We start from the raw sequence: 21,834 nt of genomic DNA on the forward strand, positions 1-21,834 counted from the left end.
CTGCGATACAGCAGGCTCTCCGCGCGCGTCACGGCGTCCCCCCGAGTTGCTGCACCAGCAAGCGCAGGCGCGCCGCCTCAAGCTTCTCCGCAGCCAGCTCGGCGCGCACGGTCGCGAGCTCGCTGCGCAGCTCGGCCCGCTCTTCCTGGAGCTGGTCCGTCAGGCTGTTGAAGCCGTTCACCGCAGCGCCCTCCCTGGCTGCCCGGTTAGCGCCGCGCTGGCCGTACATGGCCGCCGCCGCAGCCACCGGCCCCGCGATCAACGCGGCGACGGCCGTGACCATGGCGGCGTCCATGCCACCTCCCCGACGCTCGCATGGCGCAGACTCAGCTCCCCGACACCGGACCAGACGGCGGCGTGCTCGGCGTGTTCGGCACAGCCCAGGTGAAGCCGAGCGCGCCAAGCACCGCGATCAGCGCAGCCCACCCTTCGGCCGCAGTGACGGTGTCGTCCGTGAGCGCGGCGCCGACCGTCCCGGCCCCCGCGGCAAGGGCGGCGACGATGGCCTTGGTGTACTTCGAGATCTTCATGGTTCAGTCCTCTCTCTGCTCGAGCGCGCGGCTGCGCGCATCGACGTCCTTCATGCGCCCACCTGGAACCCGTACTTGGCGCCGAGGCGCCTGAGGGAGTTCGAGCCAGGGATGCCGTCAGCGTCCGTCCCCGAGTAGCCGCAGGACCTCTGCCACTTCACGTACGCCGTGAGCGTGGCGGTGCCCCAGTGCCCGTCCGACCGGACCTTGGCCAGCAGCCCGGCGTCGACGAGCGCCGCCTCCACGATCGCCACCCCCCGGTATGAGACGGGGGCGCCGGCCTTCGTCGGGTCGGTCTTCGCCGCCTTGATCAGCTTCGACAGCGACACCTCCGGCGGCTGCGGCGCCGGCAGCGACGGACCCGGCGCCGGGCTGCCCAGCCGCTTCGCGACCCGGTCCCGCATGTACCCCATGCCGAAGCCCCTGGGGTCGACCTTGCCGGGCTGCCACTCCAGATGACCGACCACCGACCGCTCCGACCAGCCGTGATGGCGGCATATCGCGGCGCTGACCTTCTCGATCGCGAGGAGTTGCGCCGCAGGCCACGGATCCGTGCCGTTGCCGAGGTTCTCGCACTCGAAGCCGTAGAAGTGCCGGTTCCCGTCGGCCGTCGTCTCGTTGTCCACAGGCAGGGCGCGCTCGTCGATGACCGCGCGCAGCACGTCGTCGTCGCCGAGGCCGGCATGGTTCGCTCGGCCATAGCCGACGAGATGCACACGGCCGTCCTTCGCTATGACGCCGTGGCACAGCGGTCCGGGCAGCGTGCTGTGGCCGGTGCGGCAGATCTGCACAGTGCGATCAGTCCCGAACGTCACGGTGTGGTGGATCATCACGCCGTGCACCGGCCCCCACGGGCCCTTCGCGTTGCGGTTGTGGTGCTCCCAGTCGCCGACCTCGACGACCGTGACGCCTTCGTCGCGGAGCAGCTCGGCGAACGCAGCCGCGCTCGGTGGTGTGGCCATGGCCGTACCCCTTTCAGTAGTCCCAGGTCATGCCGATGAACTGGGCATGCGTGACCGCGACCGGCTGGTGGTGGTCGTGCCACACCTCCACCGCCACCGGCTGCCCCGCGCGGCCGTAGAACGCCCACGAGCCGAGGTGGAACTCACGCCCCGCGGTATCGCCGCCGTCGGCCGAACCCGTCGAATCCCGGGCCCCATACGGGTCACGGACGAACCGCTCCATGAACTGCCGCACCCGCGCATCGCCGTCGGGCTGCACGATCGAGTCCCAGTGCACGAACCGGAACCACATGAAGTCGCCGCTGTGCGTCGGCACGATCAGCGCCGAGGCCCGGTCGCGGAGCTGGCCGTCGCCCCGGGCCATACGGGCGTCGTCCCGCAGCACCGTGTCGTACCGCACGGTCGTCCACGTCTCCGGCTCGATGAGCTGCGCCGAGTTGGTGTAGAGCTTGCACTGGGTAGCCACAGCAGCCTCCTCAGGCGATCCGCTGGAACGTCAGCCAGCTGTCGGTGTAGAGCACGGTCGCGGCTGCGTTGGAGGTGTTCTGAGCCCACTGGAGCGCGATGTTCCCGGCGGTCGTACTCATGCGGAACAGACCGGAGACGGGCGTGAAGTGGGTGCTGTCGCTGGTGCCGTAGCCGGTGCGGAAGCTCGAGACGTCGTTGGTCTCCGTGCGGATCGAGTAGCCCGCCGTCCCGGCCGCGCCGGACCCCGAGCCGGGCATGAGCCAGGCCCACTCACCGAGGCAGCCGGCAGGCACCGCGAACTGGAGCTTGATGTCCGGCGTCGGGTCCGTGAAGTACTTGATCCAGCCCACCATCGTGTAGACCGCGGCCGCCTCAGCAGGGAAAACGAGGTGCGTGTCATCAAGGAACGTGGTCGTCGCCGCGCGCGACTCGTCCGCGGTCTTCCGCACGGTCTGCGGCTGCATCGACCTCAGCAGCGACGCGGTAGCCCGCTGACCGGCGAGCGGTATCGGGTACGCCTCAGGCACAGCGGCCTCCTTACAGGGCGAGGATCGTCGGGGTGGCCAGGCGCACATCCGCGCCTGCTGAATGCGCCTTGACGACGCCGTTGACGGACCGGGCCACGGTGAACGTCTGCGGGTTCACGATCCGCGCGTTCTGGTACCTGACCTGAGGGTTCACGTTGGTGTTCGAGGACGACGAGATCGACCGCACCCCGACATGCGTAGCCGTCGTGATCGACCCGTCCGTCACCGACACCTGCCAGCCCGGCATCTCCACCAGGTCCGTCGCAGCCCACGCCTTGGCCATCAGCACCGCACCGCACGCCTGGAACCGCACCCGGTAATAGACCCCCGCGACGTACGTGTCCGGCAGGGTGTAGCTGCCGAGCGACGTCTCCGTTCCACCGACACGCTTCCGGATCGTCAGGATGATCGTGTTCGAGGTCGTGAACTCGACGCGCGCCATGTAGAGGTTGTCCGAGTCGAGGTACCGGCCCATCGGCCCACCGGACAAGAAGCCACCCGTCGCCAGCGCGCTCGCGGCCACGTCCACGTAGTAGTCGAAGTCTGTGAAGACCACCTCGGTGAAGCTGCGGCGCGAGGCGTTCACCGAGGCCAGCGTGTGCGACCCCACGTTGCTGCCGACGGCGTAGTCCGCCGCGGTCCCTCCGCCTGTCGTCCACGCCTGCCCGCTGTCGGCCGTGCCCCAGCCGTTCGACACCGTTCGGTTGAACGTGTCCGTCAGCCACGGGGCCACCGCGGTCACACGCATGACCTCACCGCTGATCCGGATGTCGAACGGCGCCTCGGCGGCATCCGTCGTCCAGAGCGTCGACTCGCCCGCCGACGGCACCACCATGAGCGACGTCGCCCCCGACGACACCGCAGACAGCAGCTCCGAGCCGTCGGTATCGATGCGGGCGTCGAGGCTGTCGAGGTAGCCCACCGTGTACGGCGACGCGGGCGCGCACGTGAAGATCAGCCGGTGCTCGAAGTGGGTGATCGTCTCTTCGGTTCCGAGGACGAGCTGATCGATGGTGTCGGGCGGCAGCCAGCTCGGCGGGTTCTGGATCTGGACGCGGTCGCCCTGCCGCAGGCCGAGCACGGCCTGCTTCAGTGCAGGGTCCGCTACGAACGAGGCGTGCGCGAGGTTCACCGCGATCGTCGGATGCCGGGCTTCGTCCACCGTGCCGAGGTGCACCCGCCACGCCGCCTGGTCCCGCAGCACGGCCGCGTCCGTGCTGGCCAGGTTCAACGTCACGTCTGTGCCGGGGCCGTACACGCCCACCCCTGCAGGCGGCAGTGCCGTCGACAGGGCGCCCTCGGTCTCCTCGTACGTGGCGCTCACGCCGTTGACGGTGACCGTGACCCTGTTCTGCGTCCGCTGATCGTCCTCCACCGGCACGGGCACCTGCGCCAACTGCGCGCCGGAGTAGTCGAGCACGAGCGCGGCATCCTGGTTGTACAGCGACGCCCGCGTCCGATACCCGAGCCCCAGCACCGCGCGCGACTCGAACAGCATCCCACCGTCAGCCTCAACGCACTCCCGCATCAACGCCAGCGGGTTGCTCTTGCCCTGCGCGCCCATCTCCACGGTGTCGTCCAGATCCCCGACCCCGTCGAAGGGAATGGCCTCCTCACCGCACAGCCGCTGGACCCGGCGGCCCGCGGACTCGCCGATCGGGTTGATCCGCACGCCGAGGGCCGTCGTTGCGGTGATCGCGTTCTCCACCGTCACGTGCCCGACCGCGACACCCGGCAGATACTGCGTCCCCCCAAGCCCCACCACCGAGCGGCTGGCCGGACCGAACTGCACCCGCGTCACACGGCTGAGCTGCGTCAACGTAGCGGTGTCGGTGACGCTGTACACCGTGCCGCTGTTCACGTCCGTGAGCCGAATCGCCCGGTCGATGCTCGTGCCGTTCTCGGCGAACTCGATCGACACGTAGAGCTGGCGCCCGCGGATATCCAGCGTGTGCGGGAGCGCCGCGCCGAGCTCGGAGCCGTCGGCGTCGTGCTGGGTGAGGACGAGGCTCTTGGTGTCCGTGACGTAGTACAGCTCCCAGAACTGGGCCGAGCCCGGGCTGTAGTCGAACTGATCGATTGCGCACAGCACCTTGCCGTTAGACAGCCCGTCAGCAGGGATCGACGCCAGGAACCGCACCTGTGTGGCCGTCGGCTCGTCGTACCGGGCGACGCCGCCGGACAACGACGCCGTGGTCAGATCCGGCAGTGGATCGGACGCCTTGAAACCGTCGTACGAGGCCAGCGTCGGCGTGCCAGACCACCGCATCGGCGACCCCGAGACGAGCGCCGAAGCCAACTGCGTCGACTCCACCGGGTCCTCGCACGGCCAGTACGCCACCACCTGCGGCAGCAGCGGATCCGTAACCGCGTGGTAGATCACCGACCGCTCCGGCGCCGGGCCCTGCGCGAGCCGCCGGATGATGCCGCTCACCTCGACGTCCGTCCACACATCGGTGCCGGTGTTGTCCCAGCCCTGAGCCCAATCGGAGACCTCGCCCCAGATTCGGTACGACTTGCCGCCCAGCCCGTCCGGCACGCTGACCCGGACCGGCTGATTGCGGCCGATCAGCCCGTAGTACGGCCCGCTCGGATTCCTCGGGCTGAACCGGCCGTCCGTGTTGCGGAGCTGCAATGCGGCCGTGGCGTGCTCCGTCTGCGAGCCCTCATCCCGGATCCCGCGCGTGATCCGGATCTGCCCGGAGTCGTCGCGCACCAGGACGTGGCCCGTGACGGTGATGTCCACCCACTCGCCGTTGATCCACAGCTCGACCGTCACCGGCTCGCCAGTCGATGCCTCCCCGGACGCGCCGAGCGGACCAGCCACGGCGCCCATACGCCGCTGCCAGCCCATCACCCGCGCTGCGAGACCACCCGGCATCGGTCACTCGTCCCAGGTGACCTTGCAGCGCAGATCCACCGCCGTCGTCGGCGTCGTGGCCCTGACCCTCAGGAACCGGGAGACGGCGATGATCGGCCGCTCGTCCGGCATCCACTGGTAGGTGTAGGACAGCGGCGACTCGCCGGAGACCGAGCTGAGGGACACCGCATCGAACGTGCGCGTCGCCGTGATGGACCCCTCGGCCGACGCCGTGTAACCGGTCAGGGCCGTGCCGCCGATACACAACGACGCAGGGGCATTGGGGTCAAGGGGCTGGATGCCCGCAGCGACGTGCGCGGTGACCGTGGCCGCTACGTCGGTCTGGATCAGCTCGATTACCGCGTCGGCGCCCGGCGGGTCGTCGAGCGTGAAAGACCAGCTGATGAGCTGGATCTGGCGCGTTGACGGCGTCGCCACCTGAAGCATGGTCTTGATGGCCGTCCCGGTCGTCACCGACTGCTGCGCGGCAGTGGTCGGTGCCGGACCGTTCCACGAGGTGTACCTGTGCATCTCTCTCCCTACGCCCCCATCAGGGCGGCCTGGACATTGCCGCCGCGCGTACGCACCGCACGGCGGCCGGTGTCGATCCACAGCTGGCCGAAGTCGCGGCCGCCGATGTTGAGCTGGATGACGAGCGGCTGGCTGTTCGACGCGGCGGGGGCCGCGGCCAGACGGCGCGAGTCCGGACCCGACCGCACACGCGAACCCACCGGCAGATCCAGCAACTCCGGCTCGTGCTCGCCCACCCACGTCAGCCCACTGCGGATACCGCCCGACGCCGCGGCGCCGACGATGCCGCCGGCCGCCTTCCGCCCACGGATGCCGCGCGAGATCGTCCGCTCGATGCTCTTCGCGAGCCGGATCATCGCCTTCTCCAGCCGGTCCTGCTGCTTCTGGAGGCCCTTGACCAGCTTCTCCTGAGCCTTGATCGCCGCCCCGTAGAACGCGTCCGCCGCGGTCTTCCCCGACGCCAACGCAGACTTCGCGATCTGGGCCTGCAACGCGTTCATGGACTTGATCTCAGAGGACGACCCGCGCAGCAGCGCGCCCGCGGTCTCCAGCCCGCCGCCCTCGATACCGGCCTCGGCGATCTGCCGGAGAAGCCCCTTGTCGAGGCCCTTCTTCTTCAGGCTGGACAGAGCGCCGGAGAATGCGGTCGCCTTGTCCCGGCTCTGGACGAGGCCGCTCATGATGGACCCCACCGTGATCGGCTTGCCGTCGCTCTGCCCGCGGGTGATGCTCGCCGACGACAACACGTTGGAGCGCACGGACTCGCGGAGCTGCGAGGCGGACGACTTCAGGTCGTTGAGCTTGTCCTTCGCCTTGTCCAACGCGCCGTTGACCTTGCTCAGCGCCTTCTCGTGTCGGATCAGGCCGCGGCCCGCAGAGTCCAGCGCGCGCAGCAGACGCCGCTCCGTGCCCCCGGTTGTCGCCCTCTTCACGTTGCCGCGCGCGGCGTTCAGCGCCGAGACGAGCGACCCGAGGTCAGAAGGAGCGCCGACGGCCTTCTCGAACGGGGTGAGCCTGTACGACGCCTTCCGCCCGAAGTGGCTGATGCCGAACTGATCACGCAGCTCCGCACGAGCCTCGTTCCGGACCCGCGCCGCCTCACGAGCCCGCTCCTTAGCCTGCCGAGCCCGCGCCGCACGCTGAGCCTTCGTCAGCCCGCCTCGCCGCAGGCCCGGCACCGTCAACCTGCCATCGTTCAGGGCGTCGAGGAACTTGATCCCGTACTTCTGAACCGCCCTCGCCTGCACGACGTACTCGCTGTTCGACACAGCGGCAGCCGCGCCGGAGCCGAACGTTGCGAAGATCGAGTCTGATGTGGGGGTGCCAGGCCCCTCGACGAGGCCTCCACTGGGGAAGTGCTGGATCTCGCCGCCGCCCGCGTAGCCGCGTACCGGCCCGCCGCGGGCCCGGAAGCTGTCCGCCTGCCGCTTCACCGCGTCGGCGGTCGTGCGGATCTCCTTGCGGACGTGCTCGGAGATCGTGAGGCGCCGCGTCGTGATCGTGATGCTCTTGCTCGACAGGCGGTCCCTGGCGCCTTGCACGGCCCGGATGTTGGACAGGGCAGAGCCGGTGCGCGCGGTCACGGAGAGGCGCCCGTCCGGCAACCGCCTGACCTTGAAGCCGACACTCTCCAACGCCTTGATCGCAGAGCCAGACAAGGCCTTGACCGTGACGCTCTTCGACCCAGGCGTCGCCTTGATCTTCCGGATCACCGAGTTCAGGCCCGCGATCGCGTCCTCGCGCTCCATCTTGATCTTCGTCTTCTTGGAGCTCGGGATCTTCATGATCTGACCCGCGAGCTGCTTCGCCTCCGACGCCGACAACCCCATCGCCTGCGCGTGCTTGAGGAACTCCTTCCGCCCGCGCGAGTAGATCCCGTTGACCTGCTCCCAGCTTCCGCCGGACTCGCGGGCGGAGGCCGCAGCTTCCTTGGTCTTGTTCGCGAGATCCGTGAGCGCCGTCGCAGCGGCTTGCGCCTTCGGCGAGTTGACGTCCAACTGCCCGTTGATCATCCGCAGCGACCCGGCGTTCTCGCCTGCCGCCTTCGCCGCCGCGTCGATGCTCGCCTCGAAAGCGATCATCCCGCCGAGCGCCGAACGGTTCACATCGTTCAAGGCCTCGATGCTCTGCCTCAACCCATCCGCGCTCTGCTTCTGCGCGTTCAGCTTCTGCTGCACCGCCAGCGCCTGCTGGCCGAACAGACCCATCGACTGAGCGGCGAGCTCCTGCTCAAACTTCACGTCCGCCAGCGCCGACTTGTAGTCATCCATCTGCGACGCGAAATCCGACGCCTTGCCGCTCTTCGCGTACGCCGTCTTCAACCGCTCGAACGCCGCCGCAGCGATGTCCGCCTTCCCACCCCTAACCAGGTTCGTCAGGCTGGTATCGATCGCATCGAGGCGCTCCTTGGCCTCCTTGACCGGCGTGGAGTCAGCCATCCCCAGCGAGAAAACCTTGACGAGGCCCTGCTGCACGTTGTCCACCAAGGCCGGGTCGCTCGCCGACCGGAGCGACTCGTACAGCCCATCCAGGTCCTTACCGAAAAGGCGGGCCGCCTCGCCCCCAGACTTCCCGGACTGCCCCAGTCGCCCCAGCGAGCCCGTGAGCTTGTCGACGTCCGGCGGAGCCTGCCGGCCGATGTCCCCCAGCTTGCTGACTGCCACCACCAGCAGCCCGATTCCCGCTGCGACGACCCCGATTTTCGCTGCCCTCGACAGTGCCCCGAAGGCGGCCGCGAGCCCGGACAGGCCGCCGCCCGCCGCGACCGACGCGGCCCGCATCGCGGCCAGTGACGCGCCGAACGCGGCGATGCCGCCGCCTGCCGCCCCCAGCCCCGCTGCGGCGAGCGATACCGCCTTGAAGACGACTACGAACTGCAGCAGCGTCGACAGCACGTCGGTGGGGATGGCGTTGATGAGCTGCGCGAACGCGTTGACCGCGCTGAGGATCCCGACACCGACGTCCGACGCAGCGGCCACCACGTGCACCAGCGCCCGGCTGAGGTTGCCGAGGGTCTCGGCGACCTGTGGGCCGACCTCGCGTACGTAGGACATGAACTCGCCGAGCTGCGAGCTGCCCGCGCCGCCCTGCATCACCCGCATGAAGTGGACGAGCCCGTCCGTGGCCCTGCTCAGCACGCCGCCCGCGAACTGCGCGAACGTGTCCATCAGCCGCTCGAACCCGGACGAGTTGACGCCGCCCGCGAGGACCGTCATCAGCCGATCCAGCTCGCTGCTCGTCGACCGGACCAGCGGCGACAGCCGCGGCAACAGCCCCCCGAACGTCGCGAAACCCTTGGTGACGACCGGCATCGTGTCCCCGGCCAGCGAGTTCGACCATGCCTTGTACTGGTCCTTGAACACCGACAGCGCCGCCGCAGCCCGCCGCGTCGCCGGGTCCATGTCCTTCACCGACCGCAGATACGCGGCCTCGGCCTTCGTCGCCTGCTCCGAGGCCTTCCCGTGCTCCTTGACCGCGTCCTTGTACTTCTTCTCGGCCTCCGACGCCTTCATCATCGCCGCGACTTGGCCGCCGATCGCCAGCCCGAACGCCGCCACCGCAACGCCCGCCGCCGCCAGGTTCCCCGCGATGGGGACAGCCGCCGCAGCGATCGGTATCAGCGCCGGGGACAGCAACAACGCGGCCTGCTTGAGGCGCTGCATCCCGCCAGACGCGCCGCCGCTGGACGTGCGGATCGTCCCGAGGCTGCCCCGCAGTCCGGCGAGAGTGGTGGTCAGGCGCCGCATGCTGGCGTCGAGGTCGTCGCTGTCGGAGCGCAGGGTACGCGTCCGGTCCGACAAGCTGCTGAGGCGCCCGTCTGCGGTCTGCGCCCGCACGTTGAAGCTCCGCAGAGAGTTCGCCGCGCCCGCCACCTGCGTACGTAGCTCGCCCATCGCCGCTGCCGCTGCAGCGGCCCGGCCCCGCAGCGTGCGCAGCGCCCGCGAGGCGTCCTCGGCCTGCTGTTCCAGCGAGTTCAGGGCAGCAGCCGTTGCCGTCGCCCGGGCCGCCAGCGAGCCGAGCGCCGTGTCGGCGCCCCGGGCGTCGCCGCGCAAGTCCCGCATCGCGGTAGCCGCGGCGGAGATCTGGCTGGTCTGCCCGTGGAACGTGGCGGTCAGGCGGACGGGGCTCTCCCGCTTCAGGTCACGAAGCCCCGCCTTGATCGACGCCACGCCGCTACCGACCTGGTCGTCAAGCCTGGCGGTGATCCGGATATCACCTGCCGCCCGCAGGCTGCGGAGCGCCAGCGTGGCCGACTGGGCCCGGTTCTCCATCTGCCGCAGGGAGTGCCCGGTCGCCGTGGAGCGGGTGTCGAGCGTGCGCAGCGCCTGGGCTGCTGATGTCGCGTTCTGCTTGAGACCGTTGATCGAGGAGTTGACGGCGGCGAGACCACCCGCGGTCTGGTTGGCGACCCGTACGCGGATCTCGATGTCATTCCCCACCGCCGTCCACCTCCTCCTGCGGGGTGCCGCGTCGTTCGATCTCTAGGAGCCGCAGAAGTTCCGGGTCTTCTGCGAGCAGGGTGGACAGGGTGTAGCCGGGGAAGCGCTGGAGCAGCCCGAGGATCAGGCGGGCACGGCGGTACTCTCCGGGGGCAGTGACAAGGTTTCCGTCGGGATCGATGCCACCGGGGATAGCTCGGTGTCGGTCGAGGGCTCGTCCAAAGGGGCGGCCACTCCGGCGACGGCGTTCTGCCAGGCGTCGATGATCGCCCAGTTGAATTCGAGGTCGAGGGAGCGGATTCCGTCGAACGTGGTGGGCACGGGCTCGCCCGTGTCGGGGTCGTCGACGTTCCACTCGATGAGCCGGTCGGCCATCAGCTTCAGCATCGAGAGGATCGCCTCGTCGCTGCCGTCGGCGCGCGCAGTGTCGAGGTCGATCATCTGGCCCGTGTTCAGGCCGCGGATGCGGACCTCAAGGCCCTCGTACTCCTCGCCCTCGAATTCGAGCGTGTAGATCTTCTGCTTCGGGCGGTATCCCATTACGGCCGCCTCTCAGGCCCACGTCGGCACGGTGCCGTCGGCGAGCACGCCGGGCACCGCCCACGTGAGCTCGCCGGAGTCGGCCCGGGTCAGCGGGTAGTCCGTGTACAGGAGTTCCCCGGCCAGGGTCTGCCCGGACACGGTGAGCGTCGTGGTGCGGGCCACGGAGGTGCTGGTGACGGTCTTGAACACGTCGTGGCTGGCGTTCGCGGCGTCGTTGAAGACGCCGTTCAGTGTCACCGACATGTCCGCGAGCAGCAGCAACCTCTCGTAGGCACTCTTGTCGATGCCGGTGATGTCCTGCACGCCACGCGGCGTGGCGAGCTGGAGGTTCGTGATGTCGTTCTTGATCGCCCGCGGCGTGCCCGATGCGTCGTCCACCGACGCCGTAGTCCAGCCGAGGCCGCTTTCTTTCGCCATGGTCGTTCCCTTCTGGTTGCAGCTACGCCTCAGCGAGCTTCGGTTCGTGGACCCACGTAGCTGCGTGCTCCGTGGCGGGCGCGAGGGAGCCGAACATCTGGCGAATGCCGTCGGAGCCGACCCAGCCCTTGTGGAAGCGCGTCGCGTGGGTGATCGAGTAGCCGTCGGCGATGACCTTCACGGTGTGGACGGCCTTGCCGCCGTCGGCCATTGCGTACAGCCGGTCGCTCGGGCCAGCGATGGTGATGGTGAAGCCCACCGGGCCGGGAACCCGTGTCACGGCCGCCCCATCGTCGGGGATCTCGTGCATCATCACCGGAGTTGTGCAGGTGAGGTCGGCATACTCGCCTTCGAGGTCGGTGCCGTTGACCACGAGCTTTGTGTCCATGGCTACCCCCGTTCCATCGCGTCTGAGAGCCCCTGCTGGTGCTCCGCGAAGTTCTCCACCCAGTGCTCCGGGCGCGCGTGCTGCCGGTCCGGGGTGCCGCGGGGGTTGCCCCGCCAGTCCCCGTCCCGGACCACGTACAGCTCCGGGCGGTCCAGACGCGTGCGGTGCTGCCCGGCGCGGAAGCACGCCTGTCCGGCCTCGTACACCAGCCACGTCTCGCCCTCGGCGACGCGCAGTTCGTGGAAGCGGCGCCCGCTCGTGCGGGCGGCGTGGAGCATCTGCTCGTCCAGGCCCTCGACGCGCACGCGCCAGCCCTGGCGGTGATCCGCGCAGTCGACCTCCGCGCAGGTCGCCTTGCGCCAGTGCGAGGAGACAGGCGCGAGGATCGCGAACGTCTTGTATGCCTCGGCCGGCATCTTCGGCTCGATACGGTTCACGGCGTGCAGCATCAGAAGACCACCCCTGCGATCTCGTTCTTGACGACCACGACGGCGAAGGCCAGCGAGGAGAAGCCGCCGGTCGTGACGGTGACCGCGCGCAGGTAGCGGCGGACTGTAGACACGTTCGAAATGGCGATGCGCTCAGCGCTGTTCCCGGCGGTGAGCTGAGTGAAGGCCAGCCCAGCGACGTCGGCGAAGCTGACGTTGTCCGCCGAGTCCTGGATCTTCACGGTCACGTCAGTGCCGGTGAACGCCATCGCCTGGAGGTAGGCCTGCGCGCCGAAGCTGGCCGATGCGGCGGTATCGATGCTCGTGCCGTCGGTGGCGGCGGTGTCGGTGCGGATCCCGGCCGTCAGGGAGCGGCCCCACTCGACGCCGAACGCGTTGCACTGCGCCTCGGTCTGGAAGGTGAACTCACCGCTGTCGCCCCGGTTACCGTCGTAGTTGATCTGCTTGGCGACCATGGCCGCGGCCGGGTTGCCGAGCGTCGTGCCACGGAAGTAGGTACAGATCACGTCGGCGGTGGGCAGCGTGGATAGCCGCTCGTGCGCGCGGTCGGTGCCCGGGTTGAAGAAGGCCTGCCAGCCCATGGTGCCGGTGCGTAGGCCCCCGATCCGCTCAGGTGCGCTCTTGTCGATGCCCGTGACCTCGATCGGTGCGGGCCCACCTGACACGCTGACGCTGCCGATGTCGCCGGAGACGTCGTAGCCCGAAATGTAAAAGTTGTCACCAAGGCCGGACTGCTTTGCCACGTCAGGCCACCTCCGTCCAAAGGTCATTGACGACGCACGGGACAGCGATCGTCATCACGCGGTACAGCACGCCGTCGTGCTGCAGGTAGCCCGCCCGCACGTCCAGGGGCGTCCCGTACGCGCCGAGCAGATCGACGGAGCGCAGCAGCCCGCCGAGGGTGAAGTCGCCGCTGTACGCGGCACACAGGGCATCAGCCGCAGCGAGCATCTGCGGGTCGATCGCGTCCGCGGGCTCCTGCACGGCGGACGTGTACAGGCGCACGTTGAACACGAGCAGCACGGAGACGCTGTCGAGGCCGGAGGCCCGCACCGGGGTGACACGGTCGGCCCACACGCCAGCGGTGAGGCCGCCGGTGGACGGCGGGTTCTTGGGCTCGTGGCCGTTGACCCTCTCGAAGTAGCCGCTGGCCTGAGCGTGGGAGACGAGCGCATCTGTGAGGCCGAGGATGTCGAGGGCCATGGGTCAGCCCCCCATCTCGGGGAGGTGGCGCTGCACGGCGCGCTCGGCGATCTGCGGGCCGCGCGCGGCGACGAGCGCCTTCGTACGGCGCCAGTGGGAGTAGCCGGGGAAGCGGGTCACCGGGCTGTTGCGGGAGCCCACGCCTTCCAGCCACGGCCCGTACACCACGCCCTGGTCGTGGACGAGGGAGGTGTCCCCGCTGACGCGAGTGGTCGTCACGCGGGACTCGTAGTAGCCCGTCGGGTGCCGGAACGCGGCGCCCATCAGGGCGAGCGCGTGCGTCTCGGCGAACTCGGCGATGTCCTCGCGCGCGTCGTCGCAGGCGTCCTGCATCGCGCGCGCTGCTCGGCCGTCGAACAGCGGGCCACGGAAGGAGATCTCGATGCTCATACGGACCTCACCCGACCCTTGCGGCCGTGCGAGCGGTACACCCGCTCGCTCAGAGCCGCGAGCGCGGATGCGTCGAGGGTCCGCTCGCTGCTCCCGCCCTCGCTCGACTTCCGGGTCCGGGCGTATCCGGACGTCTCAGCGCCGAGACGTGTGATCGCCTCCGCGATCGCCAGGCCCCGGACCGGGCCGGGCGGATCCCAGCGCTGCACCGTGGCACCCAGCGAGTGCGTGGCCGCCGTCGTGCCGAGCGCGCCACGGGCGACAGCCAGCGTCCGCGAGGCGTAGATGTCCACGCCCGCAGCGTGCGCGGCAAGCACACTGCCGTCCCACGCCCGCTTCACCGTCAGCGTGGTGCCCGCGATGTCGACGATGAGCATCCGCTCCGACTCGACGAGCAGGACCTCGTCGACCGCGAACGCCGCGCCGTCCGCCACGGCCACGGCCACCGCGTTCGCCTGCGCGGTCAGGCCCGAGCCGCCGAGGTTCTGCCCGGTGTCGGCCATCGCCCGGCCGGTGACGAGCATCCGCTCGGAGTCGACGCGCAGCACCGACCCCACCCCCAGAACGGCTGCAGCGGCGCCGTTCACGCTGAGCGTGGTGGCCGAGGCCGAGGAGACCGCGGCCGCGAGTGCGCCGGCTGCTGTCTCGTCGTCGCGGTAGCCCCACAGCCCGGTGATGGAGATGTCGCGCTGGTGGGTGTCGCCACCGCCGAACGCCGCAGCCGAGGCGAGGTCGATCTCCAGACGGTTGTACGGGGGCCCGCTGCGGTTGGGCTCCAGGAGGTAGTCGGTAGAGGCGATGACCGTGCCGCCGGAGGAGAGGGCGACGACGGAGATGAGCTCGGAGTCGTCCAGCCACAGCCGCCACGACGCGGCGCGCTGCGGGTTCGGCCAGTCGAAGAAGCGCGTGCCCAGCTCGGGGTAGAACCGGCGGTGGCACAGGGCCTCGATGTCGCGGGATGCCGACTCCAGCGCCCGGTCGATCTGCCCGGCGTTGCGCGCGGTCGCCTTGGAGTCGAGGGCGCGCATCACGTCCTCGCGGGTGGCGTACCAGGGCTGCATCGTCACGACCTCCCTGTCAGGAGGGAGTCGACGTGACCGACGCGGCGGCCGCCCGCTGCCCAGATCGAGCCGTCGAACTTGCAGTACAGCTCGCCGCGCGGGCCTGTGCGCAGGGGCTCCCCGCAGTCACCGCATGCTTCGGGGGTGCGGTCGCGGTCCTCGCGGTACTGGTGCGCGCCCTCGCGGAGGATGTCGAGCAGCCCGTACCACGGCCCTTGAGCCGGGACGGCCTCCGGCTCCGGTTCCGGGGTGTCTGGTGCGCCGTCGTGTGCCGTCGCGGTGAGTCCGCCGAAGGCGGCCGTGGCGGTGCCTCGTACGGTGCGGGTCCCGGACGCTGCTCCTGTCAGGCCGCCAAGGGCAGCCGTGGCCGCGGCAAGTACGGTGCGTGCGCCCGCCGCAGTCCCGGTGAGCCCGCCGAACGAGCTTGCTGCGCTGCCGCTGACGGTGCGCACGCCTGCGGCAGTGGCGCCGAGGCCGCCGAACGCCCCGAGAGCGGTGCCGGTGACGTTGGCCGAGAGCGGCGGGTCGTCCTCAGTGGACAGTGCGGTCGTTCCGGCCGTGAGGTTGCGGCCGTTGCCGGAGATGTCGTTGATGTTCGTGAGCATGGGCCAGTTCGCCCACACCCCGGACGTGCGGACGATCGTCGCTGATGCCCACTCGGCCTCGATCTCAGCCTGCGACAGGACGGCAGACCACACGCGTACGTAGGCGAGGCCGCCGTTGAACCACTCGCCCGAGTCCCCGGCCGACCGGCCGAACAGCGTGATCCCGTCGGGCGTAGCGCCGCCGGACACCTGCCCAGTCACGGCGTTCGTGGAGCCGCCGATCGTCCGCGTGTAGATCGTCGCGTCGGTGGCACCGGTCCCCGCGATCGTGACGGCGAGCATCCGCCACGTGTCGACCGCGAGCGCGTCCGCGCCGATGATCCCGCCAGTGTTGCCGGGGCTCACGACAACCGGCGTGGTGCCGCTGCTGCCGGTCGCGATGTTGACCGCCGTCGACCCGCCGCCGCCCGAGTGCAGCCGCATCATCGTCGAGAAATCATCGCGATCGACGCGCAGCCGAGCCCACATGGTGACCGTGAACGCCGTCGCGGGCGCTGGCGGGGCGCTGGCTGTGTACGAGATGCGGTCGCTGGCTTGGTCGGAACGCTGGGACATTCGCGGTCACCTCCTCTCTGGGGCTTGGGTTGGTCAGGCTGCGACGGGCAGCGTCAGGTCGAGTTCGCCGGTGGGGATCGTGAACGTGTCGGCAGTCGTGACCGCGTTCGCCGTGACCGTCCCGGACCCCCCGAAGTTCCCGCCGGACGACGCCGACCAGAGCGAGAAGTGCGTGTAGTCCTCGGTACCGGCCACCACCGTCCACACGAGATCCGCCGTGGTGGTCTTCGCCGCGCCGGACGCGGACGCCCACGTGGCCTGCTTGCGGGTCGTCTCGGTCGCGGCGTTCGAGGTGCCTGCGGCGCCGGGGTCCCCCACGTGGAGCTTGACCCACGGGTAGGCGGTGCCCTGGTTATCCAGGTGCGTGTTCGCCGCCGCGGTGGAGAATCCGACGGTCACGGCCTACTCCGCCTCTGCCGCGCGGACGTCGTCCTCGGTGAGGCGCTGCACCAGGTCGTCCCGCTTGCCGGACTTCGGCAGGCTGCGGGCGCCGAGCTGTTCCTTCAGCTCTTCGACAGTCCAGTCCCCATAGCCCGGGGCGACGTCGTCGGCCGGTTCCGGCAGCGACTCGACAGCCTCCTCAACCTCCTCCGTCTCGGGAGCTGGCCATACGTCCGGGTCGTCGCTGTTGCCCCACGCGCCGCCCACAACCGCGGCGCCCGCGATGGTGGGCCCGCCGTGGCGGGTGATCTTCGGCATGGCGCCGTCCTCCTCGTGATCCGTCGAGCGGCAGTGCGGGCACGCCGGGAGGCCCACCGCGAACAGCGCCGTGCACTCCCGGCATCGCCTCAGTGCCATGTCAGCCCGCCACCAACGTGGCGCCGTCGGTCAGAGGCACCCACGTCGCGTACCAAGTGATCGCGCCATCAGGGTTCGTGCCGGTCGTGACCTGCTCGACGTCTCCGGTCGTGACGACCAGGTTGCGGAGGGCGCCAGCGTTCTTCGCGAGGGAGTACTCGAAGATCGCGCCGTTAGTAGCCGGGTCGTCGATCGACCCTGCGAAGCCGATGACCGTCCCGACCGCCGTGTCCGTCGTGCCGATGTCGGTCGCTTCGTTGATGTCGCTCGTGTCACCCGTGGTCGGGTTGACCTGCAGCTTCACGGTGTCGGCAACGGTGATCGCGGTGGTGACCTTGCCCCACAGGGCTGTGATCAGCACCTCCCCGCCAGCGACAGTGAAGATGGTGCGGGTGTCCGCGGCGAACGCGCCCGACGGGCTGGACACCGGGGAGCTGCCGAGGAGCAGAGACCGGAGGGCCGTGCCCGAAGGAGGAGATGCGCTCATGATTCAGCCCCTCTCAGACCAGAGCCGGAAGGTTCTCAGGCGCACGCTGCACCTTGAGGTCATGCAGGATCGCCACCACCGTGCCGGTCGACGTGGACGCCACCTTGACGTGCGTGTGACCGTCGGGAAGCTCCGACTCGTCGATGGTGAACACCGAGCAGTCGTGGCCCGCGGTGCCCGCGTTGACGACCGTCGACGCCGCGGCCTGGGTCTCCGCCGACCAGGCGCCGCCGGTGCCGGTGCTGTCGTAGAAGTGGTCGACGGTGGCGAGCACCGCCGCGCCGGAGCCGCCTGCGCTGGCCGCGGACGTCACGGTGTACGTGTCGCCAGCGGCGAGGTGGCAGACGAAGCTGACTGCTCCGGCGTCCCTGAGGGGGACGTACACGTCGTCGGCTACCGCGACGACGTTGAAGACCCTTCCGAGTCCGTCCATGGTGTTGCCTTCCTTACGGGGGGTTAATGCCGTTTCGGGGTGGCCTCGGCAGGGGCGTTACTGCCTGCCGAGGCTGGCGTTGGATCAGGCTCGGGTCTCGACCTTCACGAACGGGGACAGGGTGTTGGAGCCCTTGCGGGGGGTGATCGCGGACTTGATCCACGGGGTGCCGTCGACACGCTCGATCACGCGCATCGCGGTCTTGTCGTTGCCGAACTTGAACTCGGTCGACGTGGCGGACTGCATGGCCTGCCGGTCACCGATCAGGTAGTAGCCGAAGTCGACGAAGTTGATGTCGCCCGACGTGCCGACGGAGGAGACCTTCTCGGTCCACACGACCGGTCGGCCGAGGATCGTGACCGGGGGCGCGCCGGCGCCGTCGCCGTTGCCGATCCACACCGCGCTGCCGCCGGTTCCGACCGAGAGGGCCATGGTGGCGATCTCGGGGAAGGTGTCGATGTGCGCCACCCACACCGCGCGGCCGATCGAGGCCGGGAGCATCCGGGAGTAGCACTTGACGATGTTCTCCCACAGGATCGTGCCCGCGGTCTGGCTGCTCTGCTTGGTCACGGACACGGCGGCCGGGGCGTTGAGGAAGCCCAGGGGCTGGCCGACGCCGACGCCGTCGATGAACGCGCAGTCCTCGAACCAGGCCAGGGCCTCGGGGTAGGACTCGTTCATGAACTGTTCGAGGCTGATGATCGAGTCCTGGAACAGTTCGTTCGGGATCTCGCTGTAGAGGGTGAGCTTCTTCGCGATGAGCTCGATGCGGCCGAACGTCGGGGAGCTGTCGGTGAGCGCGCCGCCCTCTTCGGTCCAGTAGCCGACGATCCCGCCGTGCACGCTCGATGCGTTCGACGTGTTGTCGATCATCGGGTAGGGGACGGTGAGGGACTCCATGGGGACGACGCGAGCGCGGGAGCGGACAACGGCCATCTCCAGTGCTACCCGCAGGAGTTCAGAGCGCAGGAACTCGGGGATGAGGAACCCGCCGTCGGACGGGACGCTGGACCCGAACGCGTTCTGGATCTTCTTGATGTCCGAGCGCGCGGCCAGGGACTCCTGTGTGTTCGCGCCCTGCCACGTCTGGGAGAGGTACTCGCCCCAGCCCGTGAACTGCTTGTCGAGCGCGGCGCCGGGGGCCTTCGGGTTGTAGTGCTTCGACCGGGCGACGGGCGGCGCGGTGGGGTCGAGGTTGAGGCGGTTGATGCTGTTGAGGAGTTTGTCGTTGCGGAGGATGTCCGCGAACTGCTTCTGGGTCTCCTCGCGGATCTGCGCCTCGATGCTGGGGTCCTTCGCGGCCTGCGTCTTGGCGTAGCCGGTGATGAAGTCCCGGAGCGAGTCCTTGTCCTTGACGATGTCCTTCAGCGTCGCGGTGTCGCCGAGCGCTTCGGCGAGCTCGTCGGCGTCGCGCGGGATGGTGGGTGTAGCCACAGTGCCTCCTCAGGCTTCCGTCGCCGCGCTGGACGACGCCGTGGGTTCGGTCAGGTGGGATGTGAGCTCGGCCCACGGATCGGGCTCGGGCTGGGTGAGGTGGGCGACCGTGGCCGTCCAGTCGTCGAGGGGTGCTTGGGGTGCGGGCACTGCGGCGGGGGGCTCCTCCGCGCTGGCCTCGGCTGCAGGTTCGGCGCCGCCCGCTGCTGTGGGTACGGGCGGCGCCGCTACGGCGGCCCGGAGCGTGGCCACCGCCTCCTCGCCGAGGAGGTCAGCGAGGCTGACCACCAGCTGCGGCGAGGCGTCTTCGGGCGCGGCATCTGCGCGCGGCGGCCCGGGCGCCGGCTTCGGTGTCTCCGGCCGCCGCGGGCCCGTGTAGCCGTACGCCGCGAAGTCGTACCGGCGCTGCATCTCCGGCTCTTCCTCCGGCTCGCCCTGCTTCGGCTCCTCGCCCTGTTTCTTCGGCAGGGGCAGACACTCATCCGCCAGGCCCGCGTCGACGGCGTCCTCGGGGAGGTACCAGGTCTCCGCGCGCATCCGCTCGCGCCACTGCTCGCGGGTGCCACCCGCGCGGGCCGCGTAGGAATCGGCGATGTTGTCGCTGATGAGGTCGAGAAGCTCTTCCATCTCGCCCATGTCGGCGGCGTTGCCCATGCAGAGCCCGGACGCGTCGTGGATCATCAGCATCGTCTGCGGGGCCATGACGATCCGGTCCCCGGCCATCGCGATGACCGAGGCGATGGATGCGGCGATGCCGTCGACCTGGATCGTGACGTTCGCGGGGTGGGAGCGGAGCGCGTTGGCGATGGCCACGCCCTCAAACACCGAGCCGCCCGGGCTGTTGACGCGCACCCGCATGCGGGGCGACGTGATGGTCTTCAGGTCTTCGATGAACTGATCGGCGGTCGCGCCGAACCAGCCGCCGATCTCGTCGTACAGCATGAGCTCGGCCTCGTCGGGGTCCGCCGCGTTGCTGATGCGGTACCAGGACCGGGCCTCGATGCCGAGGTGCGTGCGCTGCGCATCGGCCTGCTCGCGCTGGCGGGCGACGAAGCGGGCGACGGTGGCGGGCAAGGTGATCATTCGTCGTCCCTCGTCTTCTTCCGCTTGACGACCTTGCAGCGGCAGTCGTTGCCGTGCTCGGCCCCGACGCACTTCACGTAGCCGGACCCGCCCGGGTAGTCCTTGTAGGCCTGCGCGCGGTTGCGGTAGACCTGCCCGTCGTTGTCGGCGCACGGGCCGCAGGTGTTGTCGTCGATGTGGGCCACGGCCTCCCACCGCATCGCGGCCTCGATGTCCTCGCCGAGGAGCCCGGCGACCGTGGCGCCCCACGCGTCCACCGGCTCCTCGTCGGGGACTACGGGGGCGGGCTCGTCAGACGCCCCGGCGGCTGGCGGCGGGGTGTCTGCCTTCGGCTTCTCCGGCACCTTGAAGCCGAGCATCGGCAAGATCGTCGGCGCGAGCAGCGGCGCCCGCGTCACGAGCTTGATGAGCAGCTCACGGTCCGGGTCCGCGCCGGGCGCGCCGAACTGGATCTCTGGCAGGTCGAACGCTTCGAGGACGGCCGGGCCGTACGCGCCCGCCTCGATCAGCTGTGCTGCGGCGCCGACCTTCGCGGTCAGCGTGGTCGCCTCGGTCTCCGCATCCGGCGGGACCGGGTTCTCGTAGTCGAACTCCAGGCCCTCGGCGGCCCGGCCGAACATGGGCAGCAGCTCGTGGTTGAGCGCCGCCTTGATCCGCTCCAGGCGGGGCACCGTCATCTGCTCGGCGAACCACGCCTTCGCCGCGAGCGCAGAGGCGCGGTTGATGTCCTCGAAGTCCCCGATCGCCGTCTTCGAGATGCCGTACGCCTCGCGGACCCGGTCGGCGGTGGCGCCCCGCAGCTCGACGAACTGCATGTCGCGCTGACTGATGGTGCGGTCGACCCACTTGCCGTGCTCCAGGATCGCCACGCGGTGAGCGTTGCCGACGCCGCGGTGCTGCTCGTTCCACCGCTCGCGCAGCTCGTCGAACTCGGTGTCGTTCAGGCCCTGCGGGACCTCGATGATCCCGCCTGGCTGCGCGCTGTTGACGAAGAAGGCGCGTGACCATTCGGCCGCGTACCGGCTGGTGTCGAGGTCGGGGAGGATCGACAGCACCGGCGACAGCCCGCGGTACGGGTCGAGGGGGTTCGGGCGGCGGAGCTGGATGACCTCGTCGAGTTCGAGGGGTATCTGCTCGCCGTCGGGCGACGTATACACGTAGCCGCGCAGGAACCGCTCCCGGTCCGGGACCGGGACGATGCGGTCGGGCCGTACGGGCCACATCTCCAGCGGCAGGGAGAACCCAGTGGCCCGCGCGATCACCCACCAGGACTCGCCGGTGAGGTCGTAGTGCTGCGTGCTGGACTCTACGAACTCCTGCCGCGGCATGAACGCGTTGGGGCGATTCCACAGATCGAGCGCGGCGTGGGAGGTGACCTCGTCGCGGTCCTCGGCACGGCCGGACTTGGCCTTGCGGTAGAGCTTCCAGTCCACCAGGGCCGTGGCGTTGCTGGTGCGGTCGACGATCGCGAAGAGCGTGCCGACGGCGGACATGGCCCGCATCTGGCTTTCGGCGTCGCGGCGCTGCATGTACGCGCCGTACGTGGCGGCGCGGCCGACGAGGGGGACGGGGAGGTTCGCGGTGGCGGCGCTGGCGCGGTTGAGGAGGGCACCGAGGAGGGTTCTGGCCACCGGCCCCTCCTCCCTGCGCTACTTGCCGTAGACCCGCCAG

The 21,834-nt window shown here is 69.8% G+C and carries 24 protein-coding genes; all 24 read right to left on the reverse strand.

The genetic code is table 11. The features are described 5' to 3' along the window. Positions 1–28 precede the first annotated feature (28 nt). On the reverse strand, positions 29–295 hold the full coding sequence (locus ACZ6AA_RS11870; protein WP_471457616.1) for a hypothetical protein: 267 nt from the start codon (positions 293–295) through the stop codon (positions 29–31). A 31-nt stretch (positions 296–326) separates the two neighbouring features. Next, positions 327–530 (reverse strand): hypothetical protein, encoded by a 204-nt coding sequence (locus ACZ6AA_RS11875; RefSeq protein WP_471457618.1) that lies wholly within the window; start codon positions 528–530, stop codon positions 327–329. Positions 531–580: 50 nt separating this feature from the next. Then, positions 581–1,492: an N-acetylmuramoyl-L-alanine amidase gene (locus ACZ6AA_RS11880; protein WP_471457620.1), complete on the reverse strand. Its 912-nt coding sequence runs from the start codon at positions 1,490–1,492 to the stop codon at positions 581–583. Positions 1,493–1,505: 13 nt separating this feature from the next. Beyond that, positions 1,506–1,958 carry a hypothetical protein gene (locus ACZ6AA_RS11885; RefSeq protein ID WP_471457622.1) on the reverse strand — a complete coding sequence of 151 codons (453 nt, stop codon included), beginning with the start codon at positions 1,956–1,958 and terminating at the stop codon, positions 1,506–1,508. A gap of 10 nt (positions 1,959–1,968) precedes the next feature. After that, complete coding sequence (locus tag ACZ6AA_RS11890) at positions 1,969–2,487, reverse strand: hypothetical protein (protein ID WP_471457624.1); 519 nt, start codon at positions 2,485–2,487, stop codon at positions 1,969–1,971. Between the two features lie 10 nt (positions 2,488–2,497). After that, positions 2,498–5,368 carry a hypothetical protein gene (locus tag ACZ6AA_RS11895; RefSeq protein WP_471457626.1) on the reverse strand — a complete coding sequence of 957 codons (2,871 nt, stop codon included), beginning with the start codon at positions 5,366–5,368 and terminating at the stop codon, positions 2,498–2,500. Positions 5,369–5,371: 3 nt separating this feature from the next. Beyond that, the gene (locus ACZ6AA_RS11900; RefSeq protein WP_471457628.1) at positions 5,372–5,878 is read right to left on the reverse strand and encodes a hypothetical protein; all 507 of its coding nucleotides are present in this window, start codon (positions 5,876–5,878) and stop codon (positions 5,372–5,374) included. A gap of 8 nt (positions 5,879–5,886) precedes the next feature. Beyond that, positions 5,887–10,317 (reverse strand): phage tail protein, encoded by a 4,431-nt coding sequence (locus ACZ6AA_RS11905; protein WP_471457630.1) that lies wholly within the window; start codon positions 10,315–10,317, stop codon positions 5,887–5,889. 123 nt (positions 10,318–10,440) lie between these two features. Next, positions 10,441–10,857 (reverse strand): hypothetical protein, encoded by a 417-nt coding sequence (locus ACZ6AA_RS11910; RefSeq protein ID WP_471457632.1) that lies wholly within the window; start codon positions 10,855–10,857, stop codon positions 10,441–10,443. A 12-nt stretch (positions 10,858–10,869) separates the two neighbouring features. After that, positions 10,870–11,277 (reverse strand): hypothetical protein, encoded by a 408-nt coding sequence (locus tag ACZ6AA_RS11915; RefSeq protein WP_471457634.1) that lies wholly within the window; start codon positions 11,275–11,277, stop codon positions 10,870–10,872. A gap of 22 nt (positions 11,278–11,299) precedes the next feature. Beyond that, positions 11,300–11,665, reverse strand: a complete 366-nt coding sequence (locus tag ACZ6AA_RS11920) for a hypothetical protein (protein WP_471457635.1) — start codon at positions 11,663–11,665, stop codon at positions 11,300–11,302. A 2-nt stretch (positions 11,666–11,667) separates the two neighbouring features. Further along, entirely contained in the window at positions 11,668–12,081 is a 414-nt protein-coding gene (locus ACZ6AA_RS11925) for a hypothetical protein (protein ID WP_471457637.1), read from the reverse strand. A 32-nt stretch (positions 12,082–12,113) separates the two neighbouring features. Beyond that, a complete protein-coding gene (locus ACZ6AA_RS11930; RefSeq protein WP_471457639.1) occupies positions 12,114–12,857 on the reverse strand; it encodes a hypothetical protein in 744 nt (247 codons plus the stop codon). 1 nt (position 12,858) lies between these two features. Beyond that, positions 12,859–13,317 (reverse strand): hypothetical protein, encoded by a 459-nt coding sequence (locus ACZ6AA_RS11935; RefSeq protein ID WP_471457641.1) that lies wholly within the window; start codon positions 13,315–13,317, stop codon positions 12,859–12,861. 3 nt (positions 13,318–13,320) lie between these two features. Next, positions 13,321–13,707 carry a hypothetical protein gene (locus ACZ6AA_RS11940; protein ID WP_471457643.1) on the reverse strand — a complete coding sequence of 129 codons (387 nt, stop codon included), beginning with the start codon at positions 13,705–13,707 and terminating at the stop codon, positions 13,321–13,323. Beyond that, positions 13,704–14,774 (reverse strand): hypothetical protein, encoded by a 1,071-nt coding sequence (locus ACZ6AA_RS11945; protein WP_471457645.1) that lies wholly within the window; start codon positions 14,772–14,774, stop codon positions 13,704–13,706. The genes ACZ6AA_RS11940 and ACZ6AA_RS11945 overlap by 4 nt, the downstream gene beginning before the upstream one ends. Continuing rightward, entirely contained in the window at positions 14,771–15,928 is a 1,158-nt protein-coding gene (locus ACZ6AA_RS11950; protein ID WP_471457647.1) for a LamG-like jellyroll fold domain-containing protein, read from the reverse strand. The genes ACZ6AA_RS11945 and ACZ6AA_RS11950 overlap by 4 nt, the downstream gene beginning before the upstream one ends. Before the next feature lie 33 nt (positions 15,929–15,961). Next, positions 15,962–16,327, reverse strand: coding sequence for a phage tail fiber protein (locus ACZ6AA_RS11955; RefSeq protein ID WP_471457649.1), 366 nt, complete (start codon positions 16,325–16,327; stop codon positions 15,962–15,964). A gap of 3 nt (positions 16,328–16,330) precedes the next feature. Beyond that, complete coding sequence (locus tag ACZ6AA_RS11960; protein WP_471457651.1) at positions 16,331–16,726, reverse strand: SAP domain-containing protein; 396 nt, start codon at positions 16,724–16,726, stop codon at positions 16,331–16,333. 1 nt (position 16,727) lies between these two features. Continuing rightward, on the reverse strand, positions 16,728–17,213 hold the full coding sequence (locus tag ACZ6AA_RS11965) for a hypothetical protein (protein WP_471457653.1): 486 nt from the start codon (positions 17,211–17,213) through the stop codon (positions 16,728–16,730). A gap of 13 nt (positions 17,214–17,226) precedes the next feature. Continuing rightward, positions 17,227–17,646, reverse strand: a complete 420-nt coding sequence (locus ACZ6AA_RS11970) for a hypothetical protein (RefSeq protein ID WP_471457655.1) — start codon at positions 17,644–17,646, stop codon at positions 17,227–17,229. An 84-nt stretch (positions 17,647–17,730) separates the two neighbouring features. Continuing rightward, a complete protein-coding gene (locus ACZ6AA_RS11975; protein WP_471457657.1) occupies positions 17,731–19,080 on the reverse strand; it encodes a phage major capsid protein in 1,350 nt (449 codons plus the stop codon). Between the two features lie 9 nt (positions 19,081–19,089). Then, positions 19,090–20,163, reverse strand: a complete 1,074-nt coding sequence (locus ACZ6AA_RS11980; protein ID WP_471457659.1) for a head maturation protease, ClpP-related — start codon at positions 20,161–20,163, stop codon at positions 19,090–19,092. Then, entirely contained in the window at positions 20,160–21,794 is a 1,635-nt protein-coding gene (locus ACZ6AA_RS11985) for a phage portal protein (RefSeq protein ID WP_471457661.1), read from the reverse strand. Before ACZ6AA_RS11985 ends, ACZ6AA_RS11980 begins: the two co-directional genes overlap by 4 nt. Positions 21,795–21,834: the final 40 nt, after the last annotated feature.

This window comes from Streptomyces sp. NPDC040610 (assembly GCF_055594065.1).

What these genes read in the sequence shown, in the direction of transcription:
- ACZ6AA_RS11920 (WP_471457635.1), bottom strand. Translation starts at nt 11,665, where the DNA reads ATGGACACAAAGCTCGTGGTCAACGGCACCGACCTCGAAGGCGAGTAT.
- ACZ6AA_RS11980 (WP_471457659.1), bottom strand. Translation starts at nt 20,163, where the DNA reads ATGATCACCTTGCCCGCCACCGTCGCCCGCTTCGTCGCCCGCCAGCGC.
- ACZ6AA_RS11940 (WP_471457643.1), bottom strand. Translation starts at nt 13,707, where the DNA reads ATGAGCATCGAGATCTCCTTCCGTGGCCCGCTGTTCGACGGCCGAGCA.
- ACZ6AA_RS11910 (WP_471457632.1), bottom strand. Translation starts at nt 10,857, where the DNA reads ATGGGATACCGCCCGAAGCAGAAGATCTACACGCTCGAATTCGAGGGC.
- ACZ6AA_RS11970 (WP_471457655.1), bottom strand. Translation starts at nt 17,646, where the DNA reads ATGGACGGACTCGGAAGGGTCTTCAACGTCGTCGCGGTAGCCGACGAC.
- ACZ6AA_RS11875 (WP_471457618.1), bottom strand. Translation starts at nt 530, where the DNA reads ATGAAGATCTCGAAGTACACCAAGGCCATCGTCGCCGCCCTTGCCGCG.
- ACZ6AA_RS11895 (WP_471457626.1), bottom strand. Translation starts at nt 5,368, where the DNA reads ATGCCGGGTGGTCTCGCAGCGCGGGTGATGGGCTGGCAGCGGCGTATG.
- ACZ6AA_RS11935 (WP_471457641.1), bottom strand. Translation starts at nt 13,317, where the DNA reads ATGGCCCTCGACATCCTCGGCCTCACAGATGCGCTCGTCTCCCACGCT.
- ACZ6AA_RS11965 (WP_471457653.1), bottom strand. Translation starts at nt 17,213, where the DNA reads ATGAGCGCATCTCCTCCTTCGGGCACGGCCCTCCGGTCTCTGCTCCTC.
- ACZ6AA_RS11925 (WP_471457637.1), bottom strand. Translation starts at nt 12,081, where the DNA reads ATGCCGGCCGAGGCATACAAGACGTTCGCGATCCTCGCGCCTGTCTCC.
- ACZ6AA_RS11870 (WP_471457616.1), bottom strand. Translation starts at nt 295, where the DNA reads ATGGACGCCGCCATGGTCACGGCCGTCGCCGCGTTGATCGCGGGGCCG.
- ACZ6AA_RS11950 (WP_471457647.1), bottom strand. Translation starts at nt 15,928, where the DNA reads ATGTCCCAGCGTTCCGACCAAGCCAGCGACCGCATCTCGTACACAGCC.
- ACZ6AA_RS11915 (WP_471457634.1), bottom strand. Translation starts at nt 11,277, where the DNA reads ATGGCGAAAGAAAGCGGCCTCGGCTGGACTACGGCGTCGGTGGACGAC.
- ACZ6AA_RS11900 (WP_471457628.1), bottom strand. Translation starts at nt 5,878, where the DNA reads ATGCACAGGTACACCTCGTGGAACGGTCCGGCACCGACCACTGCCGCG.
- ACZ6AA_RS11880 (WP_471457620.1), bottom strand. Translation starts at nt 1,492, where the DNA reads ATGGCCACACCACCGAGCGCGGCTGCGTTCGCCGAGCTGCTCCGCGAC.
- ACZ6AA_RS11960 (WP_471457651.1), bottom strand. Translation starts at nt 16,726, where the DNA reads ATGGCACTGAGGCGATGCCGGGAGTGCACGGCGCTGTTCGCGGTGGGC.